The organism is Enterococcus sp. AMC1623 (assembly GCF_058216495.1).
This window is the reverse complement of sequence record NZ_CM177096.1, coordinates 2,118,515-2,142,940: the sequence shown is the minus strand read 5'-3', so window position 1 is coordinate 2,142,940 and position 24,426 is coordinate 2,118,515. Positions and strand designations below refer to the sequence as shown.

The following is a 24,426-nucleotide window of genomic DNA, read 5'->3' as shown; positions in this document are numbered from 1 at the left end:
GATGCAAGCTTTATTAGAAAAATATTTACCAAATGTGATTCAAATTCCTAATGAATTTGTCCAAGCAACAATTGATACGTTATACATGTCATTTTTTACTTCAATCGTTTCAGGTGTACTAGGTATTTTCTTTGGGGTTATTTTAGTGGTGACGCGTCAAGATGGGATTTTAGAGAATCTATTTATCTTTAATATCTTAGATAAGGTGGTCAATATTGTTCGTTCAATTCCATTTATCATTTTATTATCGTTATTAGTAGGGGTAACTCGCTTGATTGTGGGAACATCCATTGGCGCAACTGCCGCATTAGTACCATTGATTGTCGGAGTCGTACCATTTTTTGCTCGCCAAGTGGAGATTGCTTTATTAGAAGTTGATCCTGGGGTCATTGAGGCAGCAGAAGCGATGGGGACGAGTCCAATAGGCATTATCTTCCGAGTCTATTTATTGGAAGGTCTACCAGGAATTATTCGTGTATCAGCATTAACAATTATCAACGTAATTGGTTTAACAGCGATGGCCGGAGCGGTTGGAGCTGGTGGTCTAGGAAGCTTAGCCGTTACGCGTGGATACAATCGTTTTCAAACAGATGTTACCTGGGTTGCGATGATTATCATCTTAATTCTAGTGTTCATCAGCCAAGCAGTAAGTAATTGGATTATTAAAAAAATTAGTCATTAATTGATAAAATGGGGGAATTCAAATGAAGAAATGGTTGAAATTAACAACAGCAGCTTTAGCAGTATTAGCATTTGCAGCAGGATGTGGTAGTCCAGCAAGTACCGAAGAAAGTGCGAGCAGTGAAAACACCAAACAAGAAGAAGTGACAGTTAAATTAGGTGTAATCGGCGCGGATACGGATGTTTGGGATAGCGTGAAAGATCGTTTGAAAGATGAAGGAATTAATTTAGAGTATGTTCAATTTACGGAATATAGTCAACCAAATACGGCATTAGCCAATGGTGATATTGATTTGAACTCTTTCCAACATCAATATTTCTTAGATAATTTCAATGCAGAACATGGAACAAACTTAGTTTCAATTGGAAACACAGTGAATGCACCATTGGGTATTTACTCTGAAAAAATTGAAGATATTACTGAATTAAAAGAGGGTGCGAAAGTTGCGATTCCAAATGATGTAACGAATGGTGGACGTGCATTGTTATTACTACAAACAGCAGGTTTAATCAAAGTGGATGAAGCAGCCAAACAAGCTCCAACAGTTTCCGACATTACTGAAAATTCGAAAAACTTAGATATTACTGAATTAGAAGCGTCACAAACAGCACGAGCATTACAAGATGTTGATATTTCAGTAATCAATAGCGGAATGGCCGTAGACGCTGGTTTCATTCCATCCGAAGATGCGATCTACTTAGAGCCAGTAGATGACACGTCTCGTCCATACGTAAATATCATTGCGACACGTGAAGAAGATGCTGACAATGACGTGTACAAAAAAGTGGTTGCAGCTTATCAAACCGAAGAAACAGCCAAAGTTATTGAAGAAACATCAAAAGGTTCAAGCATTCCAGCTTGGGAAACATTTGGTACAAAATAAAAAAGGAACTAGTCTACTTAGGAGGATTACTATATGACAGCAAGAGAAGAAAAATATGCGACAATCAAAGCGTTTATTCAAGAACGTTTGCCTGAATATAAAGATGTAGCGGTGGATATTCATGAACATCCAGAAGTAAGTAACTATGAAGTTTATTCATCCGATGCATTGATTGCTCAATTGAAAAAAGAAGGTTTTGAGGTTAAAAAAGATGTTGCTGGACATCACACTGGTTTTGATGCCCGTTATAAAGCAGAAAAAGCTGGGCCAACATTGGCATTTCTAGCAGAATATGATGCACTACCAGGTATTGGACATGCGTGTGGTCACAACTTATTCGGTACGTATTCGGTATTAGCTGCAAGTGCATTAAAACAAGTTGTAGATGAAGTTGGTGGCGAAATTCGTGTCTATGGAACACCTGGTGAAGAAGGCGGCGAAAATGGTTCGGCGAAAGGCAGTTTTGTTCGTGAAGGTTTCTTTGAAGATGTGGATGCAGCATTGTGTGTGCATCCTGCGCATCGCTATTCAAAAACAACTCATGGTTTAGCAAACGACCCAGTAGACATTAAATTCTACGGTGTAGCCTCACATGCTGCTGGCGCACCTGAAAAAGGAATTAGTGCGTTAGAGGCATTGTTACAAGTCTTCAATGGTATTAACGGCTTGCGTTTGTACTTGCCAAAAGATGTGAATATTCATGGAATTATTACGGATGGTGGCGTGGCTGCTAACGTTATTCCAGAATATGCAGCTGGACGTTTTTATTTACGTGCTGCCAATCGTGCCACATTAAATGATGTGTATGCAAAAGTCGAAAATATCGTAAAAGCAGCGGCTTTATCAACAGGAGCTACCTATGAATTTGGTTTATTCCAAAATTCGGTAGATGATATTGTCATTACACCATCATTTGATGATATTTTCTTCAGTCATGCACAAGTAGCGGGTGTCCCGGCAGATGAAATTGATGACGCTGTCCGTGCAAGTTTTGGTTCATCAGATGTTGGGAATGTGAGTCAAGTCATTCCTACCATTCAACCGACTGTTTCGATTTCTGACAACTACATTGCTGGTCATTCAATTGAATTTAAAGCAGCGGCTCGTAGTGAAAAAGGCTTGAATTCAATTGCAATTGTAGCAGAATTATTAGCCAAAACAGCATTAGATTTGATTGAAGAACCTGAATTGTTAGAAAAAATCAAAGTCGATCATCAAGCAAGTTTAGCTAAAGGAAACTAATGAAATTTCTCTTAAGAGTCTTCCATTTGGAAGACTCTTATTTTTTTTGTTATTGAATTAGTACAGATTTTTTTTCAACACCTAAAAAAAGTCTGTCTTAATTTTTTCACAAATCCTACTATACTGAAAGCGTAAACAACAGATAGGAGTGAAACACATGACAGATTGGTTAAACATTAGCGGAAAAACAGTCATTGTAACAGGAGGATCTTCAGGTATTGGGAAAAGCATTGTTGAAAGCTTATTGGCACAAAATGTCAATGTTGCAAACTTTGACATTGCAGATTCGGATTTAAACAATGAGCAACTATTATTTGTGAAAGTTGATGTGACTTCTCGTGAAGCAGTTGAAGCAGGTGTTGCAAAAGTATTGGAACGTTTTGGCACGATTGATGGCTTGGTCAACAATGCGGGGATTAATATTCCTCGTTTGTTAGTAGATAAAAAAGTAGCGCATGGACAATATGAATTATCAGACGCTGTGTTTGATAAAATTATTGCGATTAATCAAAAAGGATTATATTTGATGAGTCAAGCAGTCGGTCGTGTCTTAGTAGAAAAACAAGCAGGTGTTATTATAAACATGTCTTCTGAATCTGGTTTAGAAGGTTCTGAGGGACAAAGCGCGTATGCTGCTACAAAAGCGGCGGTTAATAGTTATACTCGTTCCTGGGCAAAAGAATTAGGCAAATCAAACGTACGTGTCGTAGGGATTGCGCCTGGAATCATGGAAGAGACCGGTTTACGAACATTGGCGTATGAAGAGGCATTAGCCTATACTCGCGGAATTACGGTAGACGAGTTACGTGCAGGATATGCTAAAACAAGTACGATTCCATTGGGACGTAGCGGTAAATTACATGAGGTTGCTGATCTAGTATGTTATTATTTATCCGACCGAGCAAGCTATATTACAGGTGTCACTACCAATGTAGCTGGAGGTAAAACTAGAGGATAGAAGTGGGGGGGACCAATGACACTAGTAAATCGATGGTATCAAATTTTACAATTGCTAGTAACCCACAAAGAAATGAGTCTAACAGAATTACAGAAACAGCTGGCAATGAGTCCACAAACAGTACGAAAAAGTATTGAAACGCTGAACGAAGAATTATTAGATATTGCGATGATTGTACAAAAAAATAATGAATTTCATATTGAAATTCAACACTATGACCAATTTGACGTTATCATGGCGGGCAGTTTAAAAAAGCAAAGCGATTTTAATTCATCCAGTAAGCGTGTGGCTTTTATTATTCAACGTTTAATTGAAGCCGATGATTTTGTTTTGATGGATGATTTATCAGAAGAACTTGGTGTGAGTCGAGGAACAGTTGTGAAAGACATTCGTAGTATGAAACGTCGTATTGAATCCTTTGCAGTGACAGTCAACGGGACACCCAATCGAGGCATGCAAATTGTCGGTGACGAATTCGAATTACGGTTGTTGCATATCTATTATGTTCAAGAATATTTTGCAGAAACGTTCTTAACAGAAGAAACCAAAAAGTTACTTCAAGAAATGACCCAAACTTCAGGAATGATTAAGAGTCATGGTCAGTTATTGCAAAAAGTCGTTTCGATTGTTTTACAACGTGTGTTGAGTGGCAACTTACTAGCCGCTTTACCTGAATCGTACACTAATGATGTCCAACATCATGAACGGATTGAGCAGCTAATCTATCATTTGGAAGTAACGTATAACGTCACGCTAAGTCAATTAGAGCAAGCTTTTATTGCCTTTCCGTTTAATATGAGTGCCACTGATTTGCGAGAAAAAAACGTAGCCAATGAGGAGCAATTAAAAAATTATTTTTGCCTCATGCTTCAAAAAATTCATCAGGTATTAGTAGTGGATATTGAAGAAGATCGACTTTTTTATGAAATGAAAGAACATCTGATGTATATGATTAATCGTTTAGTCTTTCGGGTGGAATTACAAGATTTGTTTTATGGGGAAATTGAGAAACAGTATCCGTTTGCTTATGAGTTAGCGAAAGTCGGATTACAAGCATTAGGCGAATCCTTGCATCGAGAAGTACCAGCTGTGGAGTGTAGTTATTTAACTTTTTATTTTGAACTAGCATTACGTCGACAACCTAACGATAAAAATAAAAAAGAAATTGCCGTTGTTTGCAGTAGCGGCAAAGGAACGGCTTTAATTATTCGTCGTCAATTAGAGCGCGTTTTAGGTCCAGAAGTGCGTATTACCCATTTTTCAGAAGAAATGTATGAGAAAAGTGATTTGAACCAATATTTTGCAATCTTTACAACCATTCCATTAAAAAATGTGGATGTCCATACACCAGTTATCCAATTAACGAACTTATTCAATGATACCTGGTTACGAAAAGAATGGCAGCGGGCAGAAAAAGTTCGCGCAGCAAGTATCCAACAAATCAATCTGCGGTTTCAATTATTATCGATGAATCATTCCTATGAAACGAATTTATCAAAAATGATTGATCCACTGAAAAAGGATGAATTGGTGGATGAAGCATTTTCACAGCGGGTTTTTGAACGAGAAGCGCAGCATTCAACGGTATTTGAGTCAGGCATAGCGTTTCCACACACGATAAACCAAGCGTCTTCACAAATTATTTTATCAGTAGGTGTCTTTCCTGAGACATTCGAAACGACCACAGGAAATGTTGATATCGTTTTGTTACTGGCGATTCCAGAGCAATTAACGATGAGTAAAGAAAGAGAATTATTGCAATTATATGATCAATTGTTTGCTGTGGCGGGCGATGCCACGTTGCGTCAGGAGCTTTGCCAACAAAGAGATTTACCATCCTTGCAAAATTGGATGAGAAGAAAGGGGATTATTGCATGAGTTTTATCTATATATTTGGTGCATTCGTAATCGGTGCGTATTTATTACAAGTAGTGCTAGGCATGAAACAAATCAAACATTTTAATCAAACGTATCAAGAGTTACGACGAAAAGGAAAAGTTGCGATTGGTCGACGAGCTGGCAAAGTTAAGGCAGGAACAATTGTCCTTTTTGCAGTCAATAAAAAGGGTGAAATTTTAGATGCGCGTAAAATGCAAGGGGTGACTGTATTAGCAAAATTTCATGAGTTATCTGCATATATCGGTGAAGACATTCATTATATGGATAAATACCATCCTCTGGTTCGTCAAGAAAATAAACTTATTCAGCAAGCGATGGAGAATGCCCGTGAAATTTATTTACGAGTTGAAATGGGGAATTATCAAGAGGAACAACCATTATCACCATTAGCTGGAACAAAAATCCAGTTACAATTATGGAAAAATCAAATTCAATCAAAAATGAAAAGGAGTGTTGAGTAATGGAGTATATTACTAAATTTGCGGAAGGGTTTATGAGTCTGTTTCAAACAGGGGCGGAGACATTTATTTCATGGATGACAGGCATTGTACCTGTTGTTTTAATGTTAATGGTAGCAATGAACACCTTAATTGCCTTTTTAGGAGAAGAACGTGTGACAAAGGTTGCCAAACTTTCAGCCAAAAATCCATTCACGCGTTATCTTGTTTTACCATTTTTATCTGCATTTATGCTAGGAAATCCGATGTCATTTACGATGGCACGTTTTTTACCAGAATACTATAAACCAAGTTATTATGCCGCACAAGCTCAATTCTGTCATACGAGTAATGGTGTTTTCCCACATATCAATCCTGGAGAATTATTTGTTTGGTTAGGGATTGCACAAGGAATTACGACCTTAGGCTTAAATTCGATGGAATTAGCAATCCGTTATATGTTTGTTGGGATTGTAATGAACTTTATCGGTGGTTGGGTAACTGACTTTACCACAGCTTATGTATGCAAACAGCAAGGAATTACGCTTAGCAAAACAGTAAAAGCGACATTAGACTAGAAAGGGGTAAGGAAAATGGCTTATAATAGTATTCGAGTAGTAAAAGGTAATGGAGGATACGGTGGTCCTTTGGTAATTACACCGACAGAAGCAAAACATAAATTTATTTATATCACTGGTGGTGGTGAAAAACCAGCTATTGTGGATAAAATTGTTGAATTAACTGGAATGGAAGCTGTTAATGGATTCAAAACTTCTATTCCTGATGATGAAATCGCTTTAGCCATTATTGATTGTGGAGGTACATTACGTTGTGGGATTTATCCTAAAAAAGGAATTCCAACGATTAATATTGTGCCAACTGGAAAGAGTGGTCCTTTAGCACAATATATCAATGAAGATATTTATGTATCAGCGGTTAGTAATGCGCAAATTTCATTAGCAACAGAAGAACAAACACAGACTGTATCAGCGACTGAAACAGAGCCAAAACGTGAATTTAAATATGATACAAGTAAAAAAATTACTGAACAAAAAGCTGAACAACAAAACTTCATTGCTAAAATAGGGATGGGTGCAGGGAAAGTTGTTGCAACCTTTAATCAATCAGCCCGCGAAGGTGTTCAGACCATGATTCACACGGTTATTCCATTTATGGCCTTTGTATCACTATTGATTGGAGTAATTCAAGGCTCAGGAATTGGGAACTTCTTTGCTAATATTATGGCACCATTAGCTGGCAATGTGCTTGGATTGATTATTATTGGTTTTGTGTGTTCCTTGCCATTTTTATCCCCTTTATTAGGCCCTGGAGCAGTTATCAGCCAAGTTATCGGAACCTTAATTGGTGTGGAAATCGGTAAAGGCAATATTCCACCACAGCTAGCTTTACCTGCATTGTTTGCGATTAATACTCAAAATGCTTGTGACTTTATCCCTGTTGGTTTGGGATTAGAAGAAGCTGAAGCAGAAACAGTTGAAGTTGGTGTGCCAGCTGTTTTATACTCTCGTTTCTTAAACGGAGTACCACGTGTTGTCGTTGCATGGTTAGCAAGTTTTGGTTTGTACAGTTAATTTCGTTTTTTAGGAGGAGAAGTAATGTCAGTATTTACTACCACGGTTCTTTCCATTGGACCAGAAGCAGAATTATTTAAAGAAGAGAAAATGGTGATTTTATTTGGTAAAGATGCCCCAGAGACATTAGCCGATTATTGCTATAATATTGAGGTTAATCCAGTCGAGGGTGCTATTACCACTACACAAGAATTGGTGATTGATCAGCAACACTATCAAATTACTTCGGTGGGCGATGTTGTTTTATCAAATTTAGAAAGTTTAGGGCACATTACCATTAAATTTGATGGCTCCACAACCCCAGAATTACCAGGAACATTGTATGTTGAAGATAAACCAATGCCAGAAATTAGCATTAGCAGTACAATTCGTATTCAATAAAAAATTAGTCTGGGTAGAATTCTATCCAGACTTTCGAATGGAGGAGACGGAAAAATGGAATTTATGTTGGATACCGTAGATTTAGAAAAAATTCGTTATTATCAAGCTATTTTGCCTTTAGCAGGAGTAACCTCTAATCCTACAATCCTTAAACAAGCAGGTAAAATTGATTTTTACGCACACTTAAAGGAGATTCAAGATATCATTGGTTCAGCTAGTTTACACGTGCAAGTAGTGGGTGAATCGGTGGAAGAAATTATCAGTGACGCTAATGAAATTATCGAACATTTGGGGAAAGAAGTTTATATTAAAATCCCAGTAAATGAAGCGGGTTTAACAGCGATAAAGCAATTAAAACAACAAGGAATGCGAATTACTGCAACAGCGATTTATACTGAATTTCAAGGTTATTTAGCAATTGCGGCAGGTGCTGATTATTTAGCACCGTATTATAATCGCATGGAAAATTTGAATATTGATGCAGCAGATTTGATTGGCGCATTAGTTGAAGAAATTGCACGAACAAAAGCAACAAGTAAGGTTTTAGCAGCTAGCTTCAAAAATATTGCTCAAGTTAACCAAGCTTGTCGTCGAGGGGCACAGGCTATAACTGCAGGTCCGGATATTTTTGCTCAAGCATTTAAAATGCCTGCAATTCAACAAGCTGTAACGGATTTCCATAATGATTGGCGTGAAAACTTTACCGTTGAAACGATTAAGGAGCTATCTAAATGATTACGACTATTATTTTTGATATGGATGGTGTGCTAGTTGATTCAGAATATACTTTTTTGCGCTCAAAAACAGAAATGTTGCATGCGGAAGGTCATTTGAAGGAAGAATCCTATCAATATCAGTTTATGGGAACAACTGCGGATTTTATGTGGCAAACCATGAAAGAAGAATTACAATTGCCACGCTCTGTCGATGAGTATATTGAAGAAATGAATCATCGTCGTGAAGAAATGATGCAACAAGATGGTGTTCGAGCGATTGCTCATGTCCAAGAATTTGTCAAAAAATTGGCTGCAGCTGGCTTTGAATTGGGCGTAGCTTCGTCATCTCGTAAATCAGAAATCGAACATAATTTAACAGAACTTGGATTGAAATCGTATTTTTCACAACTCGTTAGTAGTGAAGAAGTAGTCCATTCTAAACCAGCACCAGATGTCTTTTTAAGAACCGCAGAATTATTAGGAGCTGCCCCTGAAAACTGTTTGGTTTTTGAAGACACACGCAATGGTAGCAAAGCTGCTAAAGCTGCAGGGATGTATTGTATTGGCTTTGCAAATCCTGAATACCCTGTCCAAGATTTAGTAGCCGATGAAATTATTCAAGATTTTCGCGAAATAAACATCGCTGATCTAAGAAATAAACGTGAACATTTCTAAGATTTGAATATATCTGAGCCGATAGTAATCAAAAAAAGTGATAGAATCCTTGAAACGACAGGATTCTATCACTTTTTTGATTTGGAAAATGCAAGTATTTGACTATGGATTCAGTCGTGTATCTTTAAATTCAGTGATCGTCATGCCCATATATTTTTTGAACACCTTGTTAAAGTAATTGTAATCAGAGAAGCCAACTTTTTCGGCGAGTTCATAAACTCTAATGGAGTGCTCTTTTTGAATCAGATAGATGGCTATTTTAATACGATAGCGACTAAGGTAGTCATTAATGGTGATTCCTAAATGTTCTTTCATACATTTATAAATATAGCTCTCACTATAGCCTAAATCATAAGCTAATTCAGCAATGGTAAAACGTTCAGCGTAGTGTTGATGAATCCATTGCACGATTTCTTGTTCTACACTATTTTTGGTAATAACTTTAGGTAAAAGTTGACGATCATCATAGAAAGAATCGTCATTTGAGGATTCTTCCATTTCAGAAATAAGCGTGACCAATGTGTCATAAAGTTCTTCTTCTACAATTGGTTTGGTAATAAAATTACGAACCCCATATTGCAAGGCTTTTTTTGCATTAAGGAAGTCATTGTATCCAGATAGAATAATTTTTTGATAAGAGATATCTTTGGTATTTTCAAACATGGTAAAGGCATCATATACAGGCATATTGATATCAGTCAGTACAATATCTGGTTTTAGTTGGCGAATCATTTCTTCGCCAATTTTTCCATTTTCAGCTTCACCTATAATAACCAAACCTAAACTTTGATAATCGACAGTATACGTTAACCATTTACGAATTAAATGTTCATCTTCGACAATTAATACTTTATACATTGCGGTCCTCCTCAATAATGAATTGAATAATAGTTTGCTCATTTTTCCGTGTAATATCTAGTTTTACTGTATGAAAAAACATTTCTAATCGACGATAACTGTTGATTAAACCATGATGAGTATGTTTTTTTTGAATTTGTTTTTGAATGTTTTTCAATGCTTCTTGTTCAAATCCCACACCGTTATCTGTAATTTCAAAAATTTGTTTACCTCTTATTTGATAACAATTCACGTGAATGAACAAATCATTTCGTACTTTCATTCCGTACTTGAGTGAATTTTCAATTAAGGGTAATAAACAAAGACGTGGTATTTTTAATGAATCAAGAGTGGGGTCACACGTGATTTGGTAAGTTAGTTTTTCAAAACGGATACTATTTACTTCTAGAAAATCTTCTAAAATAGACAAATCTTGTTTCAATGTGGTTTCTTGATTGATTTCGCTAATACTATACTTTAGGACCCGATTTAACGCATGAATTAATTGAATAGATGTTTTGGGCATCATAGGGATTGTTATGCGAATAGTTTCTAATGTGTTATATAAAAAGTGTGGATTAAATTGGGCTTCTAACATTTTGCGTTCAAATTGTACCGATTGTTTTTCTAAAGTTAACATTTTTTCATATAAGTGATTCAACTCGTTCAGCATATGATTGATTTGGTTGGCTAAATAACCAAATTCGTCATCTGTTTTAACAGAAATCTGCGTTTTATATCCATGGGTGATTAAGTTGGTCTCTCGTACTAATTGATCGATAGACGTAGAATTACGTTCAGCGATTTTTTTGGCTAAACGGAAAGATTGGCTAAATAATACTGTTGTTAAAATAAAAGTGGATAGCAACATCAACATAAGTAAGAGTTGAATTGGGACAAAAGGAATATACGTATACAAGGTAATCGTTTCTGTTAAGACTGTTTGGTTAGTTAAGAAAATTTGTTTATCTAATAATAGAATATTTGCTGCGGTCAAAGCTTGGGTGTCAATTTTCTCTAATGAACTTTGGATAAACTGATTGGAACTACGCGAAAAGACATTGTTGTATTGATCGGCAATCACATATTGTGTTCCATTTGATATATTTTGTTGCATAAAATCATTGCCATTTAGAAAAAGAATACTGTAACCTTCGACCTGATTTTCATGCTCTATTTTTTGAAATAAGATGAGATAATGATTTTTATTACTATCTGTCGTGATGCGAGTCATTTTATCTAAAGAAGGATTAGAATAGATTACGGTTTTTAGATAGTTTTGAGCTACCATGGAGGAGGTCCAACTTTCATTGGTAGTAAATTGCACCTCTCCTAAATTATCGGTAATCAGCAACTCACCTCGTTGTTCATTTTGAGCAATTTGGCTGTAATATTCACTAAATAGTTCCCGCTCTGTTCGATTTCCATGCAAAAAAGAAGGAATAAGTTGTTTGTTTAGCGATTGCAATACTTGAAAATTTTCACGTTCTATTTCTTTATATTTTTGAGAAATGCTATTGGTTTCGGTTGTTAATTGATAATTTTGTACGAAAAAAATCAAAGAAGCAAATAAAACCATTAAGATACCGGAAACGATAATAGATAAGATGCCAAAACGGATAGTAATATCACGTTGCAGCTCTTTTTTAAATGATGATTTCATAAAATTCTCCTTTTTAGAATTAAATTCAATGTTATAGTATAACCTAAAATAGCCGATTTAGGAAGCGGTTGCAAAAAGAGTAGAATATTCTTCATTATAAAGAGAATAGACCTGTTTTGAAACCGCTTTATTTAAGTTATGATATGAAAAAGCTAATTAATAGGGGGATTATCAAATGAAAAAATGGTACAAATTGATTGTAAGTAGCATGGTACTTTTGAGTTTAGCAGCTTGTGGGAAGGGCAATTCAGAAAATGGGACAAATGGAGAAAGTGATACCTTAGTTATTTATTCTCCAAATTCAGAAGGATTGATTAATGCTACGGTTCCTGCATTTGAAGAGAAATATGGTGTGAAAGTCGAATTGATTCAAGCCGGTACAGGTGAATTGTTCAAAAAATTAGAGAGTGAGAAAAATGCTCCTGTCGCAGATATTATTTTTGGTGGTTCGCATACACAATATGCCCAACATGGCGAGTTATTTGAAGAATATGTTTCGCCAGAAGATGAGAATGCTATTGAAGAATATCGTAATACTACCGGATATTCTACACCCTATACCTTAGATGGTAGTGTTTTAATCATCAATCCTAATTTAACAGAAGGAATGAAAATTGAAGGCTATAGTGATTTATTGAATGATGAATTGAAAGGGAAAATTGCTACAGCAGATCCAGCGAATTCTTCTAGCGCATTTTCTCAATTAACGAACATCTTACTTGCACAAGGTGGTTATGATAACGATCAAGCTTGGCAATACGTTGAAGATTTATTTACTTTAATCGATGGGAAAATTACGTCTAGTTCATCAAATGTATACAAATCAGTCGCAGATGGCGAGATGGCAGTAGGCTTATCTTATGAAGATCCAACAGTGAAACTATTGAATGATGGGGCAAATGTCGAGATTGTTTATCCAAAAGAAGGAACAGTTTTCTTACCAGCAAGTGTCGCAGTCATCAAAAATGCTGAAAATATGGACAATGCAAAAAAATTCGTTGATTTCGTGATTTCTCAAGAAATTCAAGATGTTTTAGGAACAACAACTACTAACCGTCCAGTACGACAAGATGCACAAACTAGTGACAATATGAAACCAATTGATGATATTGTACGTTTAACAGAAGATTATGACTATGTAGTGGAACATAAAGATGAAATAGTTAAACGTTACAATGACATTTTTATTAAGACACAATCAAGATAACGGGGTGACATGAATGAGTGAGATTAGAATCGAGCATGCGAAGAAAATATATAATGATATCACAGTGATTGACAATTTAAATGTTTACATTCCAGAAGGGTCATTATTTACACTATTAGGACCTTCCGGATGTGGAAAAACCACTCTTTTAAGGATGATTGCGGGTTTTAATTCAATTGAAGGAGGCGACTTTTATTTTGGTGACAAGAGAATTAATAACATGGAGCCCAGTCGTCGTAATATTGGAATGGTTTTCCAAAACTATGCAATTTTTCCACATTTATCAGTAAAAGATAATGTAGCTTTCGGTTTAAAACAGAAAAAAGCCGATACGAATACGTTAGAAAAAAACACAGAGAAGTATTTAAAACTGATGCAAATTGATCAATTTAAAGACCGAAAACCAGAACAACTAAGTGGCGGTCAACAACAGCGAGTAGCTTTAGCACGGGCGTTAGCAGTTAATCCAGATGTATTATTGATGGATGAACCATTGAGTAATCTGGATGCAAAACTGCGTGTCGATATGCGTCAAGCTATTCGTGAAATTCAACATGAAGTAGGAATTACAACTGTATATGTTACCCATGATCAAGAAGAAGCGATGGCGATTTCTGATCAGATTGCTGTAATGAATTCTGGAGAAATACAGCAGATTGGTAGACCCAAAGAGTTATACCATCGACCATACAATGAATTTGTAGCTACTTTCATTGGACGTACGAATATTATCCCAGCTGAATTGATTAATCAAGAAGGACAAGCATTCCTACAATTTAGTAATGGCTATCAATTAATGTTCCCTGCACTAAATGAAAAAGAAAATCAAAAAGTAAGAGTGAGCATCCGTCCAGAAGAATTTGTTCGTACAGAAGATGGAGAAATTGAAGCGACCATCATTGACAGCATCTATCTAGGATTAAATACAGAATATTACATGGATATTCCTTTTGCTTCACGTATTCAAGTAAGTGAAGAATCAACGTTTACGGAAGATTTGGGAACAGGAGACAAAGTAAAATTGACTATCAATATCAAAAAAATCAATGTTTTCAATGAAGATGGCTCACGAAATCTGTTAGAGGAGGAGAGCTAAATGCATGAACGTAAAAAAATTAATATATGGACAGGTTCTTCCTTTATCATTTTTATTACTTATTTGATTTTTTTAGTGTATCCGATTGTTACTATTTTAGGACAAGCTTTATTTGTAGACAATTCTTTTTCTTTAGAACATTTTAGAGCATTTTTTTCTCGTAGCTATTTCTTAGATACACTTCTCAATAGTTTTAAAGTATCGATTACGGGAACGATTTTTTCAGTCATTTTAGGCACATCGTTGGCTTATTTTTTCTCGATGTATCAATTTAAAGGGAAGAAATTTTTGCAAATTTTGATTATTATTGCATCCATGTCAGCACCGTTTGTTGGCGCATATTCTTGGATTTTATTACTAGGACGTAACGGAGTCATCACAAAATTTTTAATGAATGTTTTAGGGTTTCCTCAAATTGAAATTTATGGATTTACAGGTATTGTGCTAGTATTTACCTTACAGTTGTTTCCGTTAGTTTTCTTATATGTAGCGGGTGCATTCAAGAGTATTGATAATTCAGTATTAGAAGCTGCAGAGAGTATGGGTTCGCGAGGGTTGAATCGGATTTTTAAAGTTATTTTGCCTTTGCTGACACCAACATTACTAGCAGCAGCGCTCCTAGTATTTATGCGAGCATTTTCTGATTTTGGAACACCAATGTTGATTGGAGAAGGCTATCGCACTTTCCCAGTATTAGTCTATACAGAGTTTATTAGCGAAGTTGGTGGGGATGCAGCATTTGCATCTGCTTTAGCAATTATTGCCATCATGATAGCCTTGACTATATTTTTAATCCAGCGTTATGTGGCAAATAAACACAGCTTCAGTATGAATTCTTTACATTCAATAGAGCCAAAGAAAGTGGGTACGATTCAACGTATATTTATTTATCTGTTTGTCTACGGTTCTATTTTTATCGCAGTGTTACCTCAAATGTATCTTGTATATACCTCTTTCTTGAAAACTTCAGGAATGGTCTTCGTACCAGGGTATTCACTGAATAGCTATCGTGAAGCATTCAATCGAATGGGGTCATCAATTTTAAATACCATTCGTATTCCTTTGCTTGCTTTAGTAGTGGTTGTATTGTTTGCTATCTTTATTTCTTATTTAGCAGTTCGTAAGCGAAATATTTTTACCACGGTAATTGATACATTGAGTATGATTCCATATATTGTTCCTGGAACCGTCATGGGTATCGCTTTTATTACAGCATTTAATACAGGTATTGGAGGCACAGGATTTCTTTCTATTACAGGTACAGCTTTTATTATGATTGTATCATTAGCGATTCGCCGTTTGCCTTACACCATTCGTTCGTCAATTGCTTCTTTGAGTCAGGTTTCTCCAAGTATTGAAGAAGCAGCCGAAAGTTTAGGAAGCAGTCGTCTAAATACCTTTTTTAAGATTACTGTTCCAATGATGATGCCAGGAATTGTCTCAGGTGCGATTTTGTCTTGGGTTACAATGATTTCTGAATTATCGACTTCTATTTTATTGTATAACGTCCGAACAAAAACGATGACTGTCGCAATTTATACAGAAGTGCTACGTGGTAACTATGGCATTGCAGCAGCATTATCTACTATTTTAATGATACTAACAGTTGCTTCCATACTTTTATTTATGAAAATATCTAAAAGCGATAGTATTACATTGTAAATTTGTATCAATAGTAGAGACTCTCTGGATTTTAGAGAGTCTTTTAATGTTTAAAAACGATCAATTATTTTTTGAAACGTTCACCGTATACCCTGACAGCAATCGTATGCATATTTCTGTTAGGACAAACTCTTTTACGTTGCTTTGTTGTGTTTTTAACGATAAACTATTTCGCTAGTTGTCACAGGGGAAATTTGTAATTTATGGGGTGAAATCTAGCAAACCGATTTTTGTACCGTTTGAGTACAGTTAATCTATCTTTTGTGTATACTTGAAAGAGCGATGAAATAAATTAAAAATAAGAAAACCTTGGGAAGATGCTTTTATCCTCCCAAGGTTTTCTTATAAACAAGTGTAGCTGTTCTATGCATATAGCCACAAATTTCTATGCGTTTGTGGTTTATTCAATCACTAAAATGCCTTCTTTTAAGGCGAATGGATTTTTGGCATTAATGTGGTCATAAAACATCACGCCATTTAGATGGTCGATTTCATGTTGAACAACGATGGCTGTATAATTTTTTAAACGAACTTTTTGTTGTTCACCATCTTCATTAAAGTAAGTTAATGTTACTCGTGCGGGACGAGGAACATACCCAGGTACTTCACGATCCACAGACAAGCAACCTTCGCCATCTGCTAGACAAGCTTCTTGCACAGAATGACTCATAATTTTTGGGTTATATAATACCGCTTGAAAATCAGGTTCTTCACGTTCAGGGTCAGAACTAGGCACTAAAACGGCTGCCATTCTTTTAGAAACGTCGACTTGTGGCGCAGCTAATCCAACGCCTCCACGTAAATCTAGTTCTTCAGCTTTCACTGGGTCTTGGCTATTTTCTAAAAATTCCATCATATCTTTTCCTAATTGACGATCTTCTTCACTCAAAGGAAAAGAGACTTCTTCAGCAACTTTTCGTAAAGTAGGATGTCCTTCACGAATAATATCATCCATTGTAATCATTGATGATGTCTCCTCTCAAGTATAAATTCATATGTAAGTTTTTTGGTCCGCCCTTTAGTTTAACATAAAATCAAGAAGGGCGTGTAGCAAATGTTTACAAATCACAAAATTGATTTTTAAGTAACGTTATTTGTAAAAAGAGAGATTTATGGTATTGTTGGGGCAAGAAATATCGAAAAAGGGGAGATGTAGTATGAAGCATGTGGAGGATAAATTATTAGTCCAAATTGCCCAAATGTATTATCAAGAGGATAAGAATCAAAGTCAAATTTCAAAAGAATTGAATATTCATCGTAGTACGATTAGTCGTCTACTTAAAAAATCACGAGAAGAAGGAATTGTGACGATTACTATTAATTATGATTTAGCAGGAACTTATTCGTTAGAAAAAGAATTGGAAGAGACGTTTAGTTTAAAAAAAGCAATTGTCGTACCTACGGCTATTGATATTCAATCGGAGCAAAAATTACAGTTGTTAGGAGCAGCGGCAAATAAATACCTTCAAACAATTTTAGAAGAGGAGATGACAATTGGCTTTTCATGGGGACAAGCAATGTCGATGGTTGCTGCAGAACTGCAAGAAACTGAGAAAAATAATTTAATGTGTATTCCATTAATCGGGGGGCCTTCTGGACGCTTAATTGGAGAATATCATGTCAATACGATTACTTTTGAAGCTTCTAAAAAATTAAAAAGTAAGGCTGTATTAATTGATTCCCCAGCCTTTCCTGAAACAAAAGAATTAAAAGAAGCCTTGATGGCCAATCAATTTAATCAAGAGCTAGTTCAGTTGTGGCAAAAGCTGTCTATTGCCATTTTTGGAATTGGTAGCCCACAGATGAAAGACAGTACACGTTGGAAACTGTTTTATGATGATAATATTTTAGAAGGATTGGAAGATCAAGTGGTGGGCGATGTGATATCACATTTTTACAATGCTCAGGGGCAACATATTTCTAGTAAATTAGATGAGCGTCTAATTGGTATTACTCTGGAAGAATTAAAAAAAGTTAATTATCGAATTGCTGTAGCAGAATCACTAGAGAAAGTTTCTGCCATTCGTGGTGCTTTACGTGGGAAATATATGAATGTACTGGTGACAACACAAGAGACAGCAGAAGCTATTTTAAAATAAACAGGAAGAGGATAATGATGTCCTCTTTTTTTTATATATTTTTAACAAATGTGATTATTTAATCAATAATGTTAAAAAGTGTTGACAATTATTTTGGTAACGTTTACTATCTAGTTATAACAAATGTTAAAAATATTTCACAAATGTTAGGAGAGGTAGCATGAGTTGGTTAAATATTGAAGGGAAAACAGTCATTGTCACAGGAGGTTCATCAGGGATTGGTGATGCGATTGTTAAGGAACTTTGTCTATTACAAGTAAATGTGGTGAATGCAGATTTAAGCGAAGGGGCTTTTAAGCATGAAAATTTAGTATTTGTACAAACTGACGTCACTTCACGAGAATCTGTTGAAGCTGCGGTAGCAACAGCACTCAATCATTTCGGAAAAATTGACGGAGTGGTCAATAATGCAGGAATTAATATTCCAGCATTATTAGTTGATGAAAAACAAGTTGAAAATGGCAAATTTGAAATTAACGATAAGCTATTTGACAAAATTATTAATGTAAATCAAAAAGGACTGTACTTAATGAGCCAAGCTGTTGGACGCAAATTAGTCGCGCAAGGTCATGGTGTAATTATTAATATGTCTTCTGAAAGTGGGTTAGAGGGATCGGAAGGACAAAGCGCCTATGCTGCCACAAAAGCTGCGGTAAATAGTTATACTCGTTCATGGGCCAAAGAGTTAGGCAAAAAAGGAATTCGTGTTATTGGTATCGCACCAGGAATTATGGAAGAAACTGGTTTGCGAACGTTAGCTTATGAAGAAGCTCTTGCTTATACTCGTGGAAAAACTGTTGAAGAGTTACGTGCAGGCTATAGTCAAACAAGTACGATTCCTTTAGGTCGTAGCGGTAAGTTAGCAGAAGTTGCTGATTTAGTTGCGTATTTCTTATCTGAACGTTCAAGTTATATTTCAGGAGTTACAGTGAATGTTGCAGGTGGTAAAACGAGAGGATAGGTGAAAAAAATGTCAAGTGTCGTTTTGGTTGCACATGGAAAATTAGCAAATGAAATGAAAAATTCAGCAGAAATGATTTTTGGAGAATTAGCTGATTTTCAAACAGTAGAATTTTTAAAAGAAGATGGGTTTGATTCATTAAAAGAAAAATTACAAACTGTTTTAAATCAAACGGACGAGTCCGTCATTATTTTAGCAGATTTATTTGGAGGAACACCATTTAACGCGAGCTGTGGACTAGCGATGGAATATCCCGAAAAACAAATTGAAGTTATATCGGGCATGTCCTTGCCTTTGGTATTAGAAACAGCTACCGTTTACGCAGACCGAAATGCTCGGGCAGTAGCAGATTATTTACAAGAAATTGCGTGTGATACTGTGCGGACATTTGTAATTGAAGAAGAGGACGAGGAGGAACTATAATGCATATTCGATTAGCAAGAATTGATGACCGTTTAATTCATGGTCAAGTAGCCACCGTTTGGGCAAAAGAAGCAGGTGCGCAACGAATTATTGTCGTAAGTAAAGAAGTTTCTGAGGATCAAATTCGTAAAACCTTAGTGAAGCAAGCAGCTCCTCCAGGAATTAAAGCAAATATTATTGATGTAGATAAAGCAGTTCGTGTGTACAACAATCCTAAATATGCGAATGAAACCGTCTTTTATTTATTTACGAATCCAACTGAAGTAGTTGAAATAATTCAAAAGGGTGTACCTATTCAATCAATCAATATCGGTGGCATGCAATACAAAACAGGGAAGAAACAAGTGACTAAAGCAGTATCTGTTGATGAAAAAGATGTTATAGCATTTAGAAAATTAGCCGAGTTGGGTGTGGAATTAGATTTGCGTGTTGTCGCAACGGATACTAAAGGCGACTTTGAAGCAAAACTAAAAGAAGCAAGCTTTTAAAAGGAGGAACACCAATGGAATTATCGATGATTCAGATCATTTTAATCTTTTTATTTTCAAGTATTGCTGGAATGGGTAGTGTATTAGATGAATTTCAAACCCATCGACCTATTATTGCATGTACAGTGATGGGCTTGATTTTAGGCGATTTGACAACGGGAGTTATTCTCGGGGGAACACTCGAATTAATTGCTTTAGGCTGGATGAATATTGGCGCTGCACAATCACCTGATTCGGCTTTGGCTAGCACGATTTCTACAATTTTGGTAATTGTTGGAAGCCAAAGTATTCAAAATGGGATTGCAGTAGCCTTACCAGTTGCAGCAGCTGGACAAGTATTAACCGTATTTGTTCGCACACTAACAGTTGCCTTTCAACATGCGGCAGATAAAGAAGCAGAGAAAGCTAACTTCAAACGTATTATTTTGCTTCACTTTAGCGCATTGTTAATGCAGGCAATGCGTGTGGCGATTCCGACGACGATTGTTGCAGCATTTGTAAGTGCGGAAATGGTTGAAAGCATGTTAGCAGCGATACCTGATGTGGTGACAGGTGGGTTAGCTGTCGCCGGTGGTTTCATTGTCGTTGTCGGTTATGCGATGGTCTTGAATATGATGAGTATCAAATATTTGATGCCCTTCTTCTTCCTAGGGTTTGTTTTAGGTGGTTACTTAGATTTTAGTTTATTATCATTCGGGATTATCGGTTTAATTATGGCGATGTTATATGTCCAATTAAATCCCAATTTCAATAAACAAGCAGCGGTTGTCAATCAACCAGCTATGAATGTCTACGATGATTTAGATGATGAACTAGAAGACTAAAGGAGAGAAAATCATGGAAAATACGAACCAAGTAACAATTCAGTCTAAAATTACAAAGCAAGACTTAATTCGTACGTTTGTTTATTCAAATTTTCAACAAGCATCGTTTAACTATGAACGAATTCATGCTTTAGCTTTTTGTGTGGATATGATTCCGACAATTCAGCGTGTGTATGAAACAAAAGAAGAACAGGCTGAAGCGTTAAAACGTCATTTGACTTTTTTTAATGTGACACCAGGTATGTGTGGTCCAGTTATTGGTGTGACCATGGCAATGGAAGAAGCGAGAGCAGGCGGAGCAGATATTGAAGAAGGAACGATTAATAGTCTGAAAGTTGGTTTAATGGGGCCGCTTGCAGGTGTAGGGGATCCTTTAATTTGGGGAACATTACGTCCAATTACTGCGGCTTTAGGAGCATCGATTGCATTAACCGGCAACGTTATGGGACCATTATTATTTTTTATTGCTTTTAATGCCGTTCGTTTAGCATTGAAATGGTTTGGATTAACTTATGGACTGAAAAAAGGATTGGATATCGTTTCTGATTTATCTGGAAATTTATTACAAAAATTAACAGAAGGTGCCACGATTTTAGGGCTATTTATCATGGGAGTTTTAGTAACTAAGTGGACCACTATTAACGTACCTTTAGTGGTCTCAAGAACAACGGGACCAGATGGGCAAGAAGTGGTAACTACTGTTCAAAATATTCTAGATGATTTAGTACCAGGCTTGCTAGCATTAGGTTTGACACTATTAATGATGCGCCTATTGAAGAAAAAAGTGAGTCCAATTGTTTTAATATTTGCTTTGTTTGCTGTCGGAATTGCTGGTTACGCATTTGGCATTTTAGGCTAAACAACGCAACATAAAGGAGATTTTAGAATGAAAACAAAAGCAGTTCGCTTATACGGTAAAAATGATTTACGATTAGAAGAATTTGAATTACCTCCTATTCAAGAAGATGAGATTTTAGCTTCGGTAGTGACCGATAGCATTTGTATGTCTACTTGGAAACTAGCCAATCAAGGAGCGGACCATAAAAAAGCGCCAGATGATGTTGCTACAAACCCAATTATTATTGGTCATGAATTCTGTGGGGAGATTATAGAGGTGGGGGCTAAATGGGCAGATCACTATCAAGTAGGTGAGCGCTATGTCGTTCAGGCAAATTTACAATTGCCTGATCGTCCAGATTGTCCGGGTTATTCCTATCCATATACAGGTGGAGATGCCACCTACATTGTTATTTCCAAGGATGTAATGGAGCAAGATTGCTTAATCCCTTATAAGGGTGTCACCTATTTTGAAGGATCACTCGTTGAACCATTATCCTGTGTGATTGGTGCGTTTGAAGCAAATTATCATTTAATAGAAGGCTCGTATGAACACAAAATGGGAATTAAACCTGAAGGCAATTTATTGATTATGGGTGGTACTGGTCCAATGGGGCTGTTGGCTATTGATTATGCGTTGCACGGACCTATTAAACCTAAGCACATTGTCATTACAGATCGTCATCAAGATAAATTAGATCGAGCTGCTAAACTATATCCTAGTCAAGACGGTATTACAGTGACCTATATCAACGTGCGAGAAATAGAGAATCAGGTAGCAATTCTAAAAGAAGCAATCAATAACCAAGGCTATGATGATGTATTTGTCATGGTACCTGCTGCAGATGCAATTACAGACGGTTCAAAACTAATGAATCCCGATGGTTGTCTAAATTTCTTTGCGGGACCTCAAAATAAAGATTTCTTTGCCGAAGTGAATTTTTATGATGTTCATTATTCTTTCATGCATTATGTTGGAACCTCTGGGGGAAATACAGAAGACATGCGAAAAGCAGTCCAATTGATTGAAGAACAGAAAATTCGTGCAGCTAATATTGTGACTCATGTGTTAGGTCTTGATTCAGTAGCAGAAACAACTTTGAATCAACCTACAATTGGCGGTGGGAAAAAATTAGTCTATACTCATAAGGCAATGGCACTTACGAACCTAAGTGAGTTGCCAGAAACACATGAACTAAAAAAGATTTTAGACAAAACAGAGGGAATTTGGAGTAAAGAAGCAGAAGAGTACATCTTAACGACCCAACCAGAAATTTAAGAAAAACAGTCATTACTCTGTGGTAATGGCTGTTTTTTCTACATATTCAAATTATTATTGTGCAAAAAAATTGAGAATACGCGTGGTGATAAATAAAAGAGTCTGTTCCCTAAATTGTTGGGGACAGTTTCTGTTTGTTTTTCTTATACAGTAAAAATATAGAAGCTTATATCCTGAACCTCCCACGACTAAAGTCACGGGTGTGCGCGCTCAGTTCAATCAATATCAAAGCTAAACACAAAAAAAGAAAGCATTGATAATTCAATGTTTTCTTTTTTATCAATTAATACATTAAATTTTTTTAGATGTTAACAGCTATAATAAGTCTCATAATGGTTAAGTAAACGAATTGTGTCATTTATCGAAAAAAAACGTGTCATTTAAAAAGAAAAATGACAATTAAGTTACTCAAAGAGCTTTAAAAGAGGGTCAAAAACTTAAAAAAGTTTCTGACCCTCTTTTTTTAGAGATCCATTCCATATGATTGATATCTTTGTGTACATAATATTTTAGCAACGTCATTGTTGCTAATACATTGTTATAAGTCAATGTTGGATCATATTGATTTTGGATAGTTGACAAGGAAAGTAATTTCACAATCATAAAAAATTTTAGAAAACAGGCTATGAATTCATTGATTAATCCCATATCCTGTTTATAAAATTTAATCTTTTTGTATACTAATACCAATGTCTAAAATGTCACTTAATTCATTTAAACTTAATACCCTTTGTGTAATAAAAATAGATCCATTTATTTTTACTATAGGTAAACATTTTAAATCTTCTCGTTGCAATGTATTAAGCACCTCAGAATCTTTTAGAAACGGTATAACACTTCTACTCCAATTATAAATTTTGGTTTCTAATGTTTCATGTTCTTTTTTTTTGTAAAATTCTTTGAGGTTATCATTATTATGAATAGCCTTAAAACCTTCAAGTTCATCAGAATTACAATCCACAGGTAAAAAATATTCTATTTTCATGAACCTAAAGTCAACCCTCCAGCCGTACAGCTAACTGTGCCATAACCAAAACCATTTAACACCTGAGCAGTTAATTTTACTGTATGATACTTTCTTGGACAATACATTCCACCACCATATATATATACGTTAGATGCATTCACAGCACTATTGTATGTTTGAGCATTTCCCAAACGAAGTTGCATATTAAAACTTATTAACATAGAATTAGTACTTCCTAAAATGTATTCCGTTCTTCCCATAGTACTAGTTACGGTCTGGGTAGCTTCAGTTAAAGTCAATGCATTTACTCCATAAGGTTGTACTTCCCCTGTATTTGATGAATCAGGGGTTTGATATACTTTTTCCGAAAAGAATATATCATTTTCTGTAAATCCTTTAGATAAAAAATAATCTTGTTCATTTTTTGTAAGGCTATCAAAATCAACAATATTAGTGCTATCATTTGTGACTTCATCTGTTGAATCTGCTAAAACTTTATCCCCAAAAATCAGACTTACTCCTACCACCAAGAATACAGCACCCAAAAATTTTACCAATTTACTCATTTTTTCTTTCATATAGCTTCTCCTCGTAGCTTCTCCTCGTATAATATTTTTT

At 35.8% G+C, this 24,426-nt stretch carries 26 protein-coding genes; 21 read left to right on the top strand and 5 right to left on the bottom strand.

Features of this window, described 5'->3' with window-relative positions; genetic code table 11:
* The first annotated feature begins 1 nt into the window (after position 1).
* The 11 genes from AC4BC7_RS10405 to AC4BC7_RS10355 all read left to right on the top strand — a co-directional run bounded on the left by AC4BC7_RS10405 (position 2) and on the right by AC4BC7_RS10355 (position 9,465).
* Positions 2-682: a methionine ABC transporter permease gene (locus AC4BC7_RS10405; RefSeq protein WP_490502805.1), complete on the top strand. Its 681-nt coding sequence runs from the start codon at positions 2-4 to the stop codon at positions 680-682.
* A gap of 22 nt (positions 683-704) precedes the next feature.
* Positions 705-1,565 (top strand): MetQ/NlpA family ABC transporter substrate-binding protein, encoded by an 861-nt coding sequence (locus AC4BC7_RS10400; protein WP_490502804.1) that lies wholly within the window; start codon positions 705-707, stop codon positions 1,563-1,565.
* Positions 1,566-1,598: 33 nt separating this feature from the next.
* On the top strand, positions 1,599-2,807 hold the full coding sequence (locus tag AC4BC7_RS10395) for a M20 family metallopeptidase (RefSeq protein WP_490502803.1): 1,209 nt from the start codon (positions 1,599-1,601) through the stop codon (positions 2,805-2,807).
* 157 nt (positions 2,808-2,964) lie between these two features.
* The gene (locus AC4BC7_RS10390; protein ID WP_207871674.1) at positions 2,965-3,765 is read left to right on the top strand and encodes an SDR family oxidoreductase; all 801 of its coding nucleotides are present in this window, start codon (positions 2,965-2,967) and stop codon (positions 3,763-3,765) included.
* A gap of 15 nt (positions 3,766-3,780) precedes the next feature.
* On the top strand, positions 3,781-5,643 hold the full coding sequence (locus tag AC4BC7_RS10385) for a BglG family transcription antiterminator (protein WP_490502802.1): 1,863 nt from the start codon (positions 3,781-3,783) through the stop codon (positions 5,641-5,643).
* On the top strand, positions 5,640-6,125 hold the full coding sequence (locus tag AC4BC7_RS10380; RefSeq protein WP_490502801.1) for a transcriptional regulator GutM: 486 nt from the start codon (positions 5,640-5,642) through the stop codon (positions 6,123-6,125). Before AC4BC7_RS10385 ends, AC4BC7_RS10380 begins: the two co-directional genes overlap by 4 nt.
* A complete protein-coding gene (gene srlA, locus AC4BC7_RS10375; RefSeq protein WP_207871671.1) occupies positions 6,125-6,679 on the top strand; it encodes a PTS glucitol/sorbitol transporter subunit IIC in 555 nt (184 codons plus the stop codon). Before AC4BC7_RS10380 ends, srlA begins: the two co-directional genes overlap by 1 nt.
* 15 nt (positions 6,680-6,694) lie before the next feature.
* On the top strand, positions 6,695-7,693 hold the full coding sequence (gene srlE / locus AC4BC7_RS10370) for a PTS glucitol/sorbitol transporter subunit IIB (RefSeq protein WP_207871670.1): 999 nt from the start codon (positions 6,695-6,697) through the stop codon (positions 7,691-7,693).
* Between the two features lie 24 nt (positions 7,694-7,717).
* Complete coding sequence (locus tag AC4BC7_RS10365) at positions 7,718-8,074, top strand: PTS glucitol/sorbitol transporter subunit IIA (protein WP_207871669.1); 357 nt, start codon at positions 7,718-7,720, stop codon at positions 8,072-8,074.
* Positions 8,075-8,128: 54 nt separating this feature from the next.
* Positions 8,129-8,809, top strand: coding sequence for a fructose-6-phosphate aldolase (locus AC4BC7_RS10360; RefSeq protein ID WP_490502800.1), 681 nt, complete (start codon positions 8,129-8,131; stop codon positions 8,807-8,809).
* The gene (locus tag AC4BC7_RS10355) at positions 8,806-9,465 is read left to right on the top strand and encodes an HAD family hydrolase (RefSeq protein WP_207871667.1); all 660 of its coding nucleotides are present in this window, start codon (positions 8,806-8,808) and stop codon (positions 9,463-9,465) included. Before AC4BC7_RS10360 ends, AC4BC7_RS10355 begins: the two co-directional genes overlap by 4 nt.
* Before the next feature lie 102 nt (positions 9,466-9,567).
* Here the strand turns inward: AC4BC7_RS10355 and AC4BC7_RS10350 are convergent, their stop codons facing one another.
* Positions 9,568-10,323, bottom strand: coding sequence for a response regulator transcription factor (locus AC4BC7_RS10350; protein WP_207871666.1), 756 nt, complete (start codon positions 10,321-10,323; stop codon positions 9,568-9,570).
* On the bottom strand, positions 10,316-11,965 hold the full coding sequence (locus AC4BC7_RS10345) for a sensor histidine kinase (RefSeq protein ID WP_490502799.1): 1,650 nt from the start codon (positions 11,963-11,965) through the stop codon (positions 10,316-10,318). Before AC4BC7_RS10345 ends, AC4BC7_RS10350 begins: the two co-directional genes overlap by 8 nt.
* A gap of 175 nt (positions 11,966-12,140) precedes the next feature.
* Between AC4BC7_RS10345 and AC4BC7_RS10340 the strand changes: the two genes are divergently transcribed.
* The 3 genes from AC4BC7_RS10340 to AC4BC7_RS10330 are packed head-to-tail and all read left to right on the top strand — an operon-like array spanning position 12,141 to position 15,930.
* The gene (locus AC4BC7_RS10340) at positions 12,141-13,172 is read left to right on the top strand and encodes an ABC transporter substrate-binding protein (RefSeq protein ID WP_207871664.1); all 1,032 of its coding nucleotides are present in this window, start codon (positions 12,141-12,143) and stop codon (positions 13,170-13,172) included.
* A gap of 13 nt (positions 13,173-13,185) precedes the next feature.
* Positions 13,186-14,268, top strand: coding sequence for an ABC transporter ATP-binding protein (locus AC4BC7_RS10335; protein ID WP_207871663.1), 1,083 nt, complete (start codon positions 13,186-13,188; stop codon positions 14,266-14,268).
* A complete protein-coding gene (locus AC4BC7_RS10330) occupies positions 14,269-15,930 on the top strand; it encodes an ABC transporter permease (RefSeq protein ID WP_490502798.1) in 1,662 nt (553 codons plus the stop codon). It abuts the gene before it with no gap.
* Between the two features lie 400 nt (positions 15,931-16,330).
* On the opposite strand, the gene def is transcribed toward AC4BC7_RS10330, so the two are convergent.
* Positions 16,331-16,894 carry a peptide deformylase gene (gene def, locus AC4BC7_RS10325; protein ID WP_207871661.1) on the bottom strand — a complete coding sequence of 188 codons (564 nt, stop codon included), beginning with the start codon at positions 16,892-16,894 and terminating at the stop codon, positions 16,331-16,333.
* A gap of 193 nt (positions 16,895-17,087) precedes the next feature.
* On the opposite strand from def, the gene AC4BC7_RS10320 reads away from it, so the two are divergent.
* From AC4BC7_RS10320 to AC4BC7_RS10290, 7 genes are all read left to right on the top strand, one after another.
* The gene (locus AC4BC7_RS10320; RefSeq protein WP_490502797.1) at positions 17,088-18,029 is read left to right on the top strand and encodes a sugar-binding transcriptional regulator; all 942 of its coding nucleotides are present in this window, start codon (positions 17,088-17,090) and stop codon (positions 18,027-18,029) included.
* A 160-nt stretch (positions 18,030-18,189) separates the two neighbouring features.
* Positions 18,190-18,990, top strand: a complete 801-nt coding sequence (locus AC4BC7_RS10315; RefSeq protein WP_207871659.1) for an SDR family oxidoreductase — start codon at positions 18,190-18,192, stop codon at positions 18,988-18,990.
* Between the two features lie 9 nt (positions 18,991-18,999).
* Positions 19,000-19,413 (top strand): PTS sugar transporter subunit IIA, encoded by a 414-nt coding sequence (locus AC4BC7_RS10310; protein WP_207871658.1) that lies wholly within the window; start codon positions 19,000-19,002, stop codon positions 19,411-19,413.
* Positions 19,413-19,901, top strand: a complete 489-nt coding sequence (locus AC4BC7_RS10305; protein WP_207871657.1) for a mannose/fructose/sorbose PTS transporter subunit IIB — start codon at positions 19,413-19,415, stop codon at positions 19,899-19,901. Before AC4BC7_RS10310 ends, AC4BC7_RS10305 begins: the two co-directional genes overlap by 1 nt.
* 14 nt (positions 19,902-19,915) lie before the next feature.
* Positions 19,916-20,725 (top strand): PTS mannose/fructose/sorbose transporter subunit IIC, encoded by an 810-nt coding sequence (locus tag AC4BC7_RS10300; protein ID WP_207871656.1) that lies wholly within the window; start codon positions 19,916-19,918, stop codon positions 20,723-20,725.
* A gap of 13 nt (positions 20,726-20,738) precedes the next feature.
* Positions 20,739-21,584: a mannose/fructose/sorbose PTS transporter subunit IID gene (locus AC4BC7_RS10295; protein ID WP_207871655.1), complete on the top strand. Its 846-nt coding sequence runs from the start codon at positions 20,739-20,741 to the stop codon at positions 21,582-21,584.
* 27 nt (positions 21,585-21,611) lie between these two features.
* The gene (locus AC4BC7_RS10290) at positions 21,612-22,841 is read left to right on the top strand and encodes a zinc-binding dehydrogenase (RefSeq protein ID WP_207871654.1); all 1,230 of its coding nucleotides are present in this window, start codon (positions 21,612-21,614) and stop codon (positions 22,839-22,841) included.
* Between the two features lie 664 nt (positions 22,842-23,505).
* On the opposite strand, the gene AC4BC7_RS10285 is transcribed toward AC4BC7_RS10290, so the two are convergent.
* Together AC4BC7_RS10285 and AC4BC7_RS10280 are read right to left on the bottom strand one after the other, a co-directional pair.
* Positions 23,506-23,826 (bottom strand): arsenic metallochaperone ArsD family protein, encoded by a 321-nt coding sequence (locus AC4BC7_RS10285; RefSeq protein WP_207871653.1) that lies wholly within the window; start codon positions 23,824-23,826, stop codon positions 23,506-23,508.
* A complete protein-coding gene (locus tag AC4BC7_RS10280; protein ID WP_490502796.1) occupies positions 23,823-24,386 on the bottom strand; it encodes a hypothetical protein in 564 nt (187 codons plus the stop codon). The genes AC4BC7_RS10285 and AC4BC7_RS10280 overlap by 4 nt, the downstream gene beginning before the upstream one ends.
* Positions 24,387-24,426 lie beyond the last annotated feature (40 nt).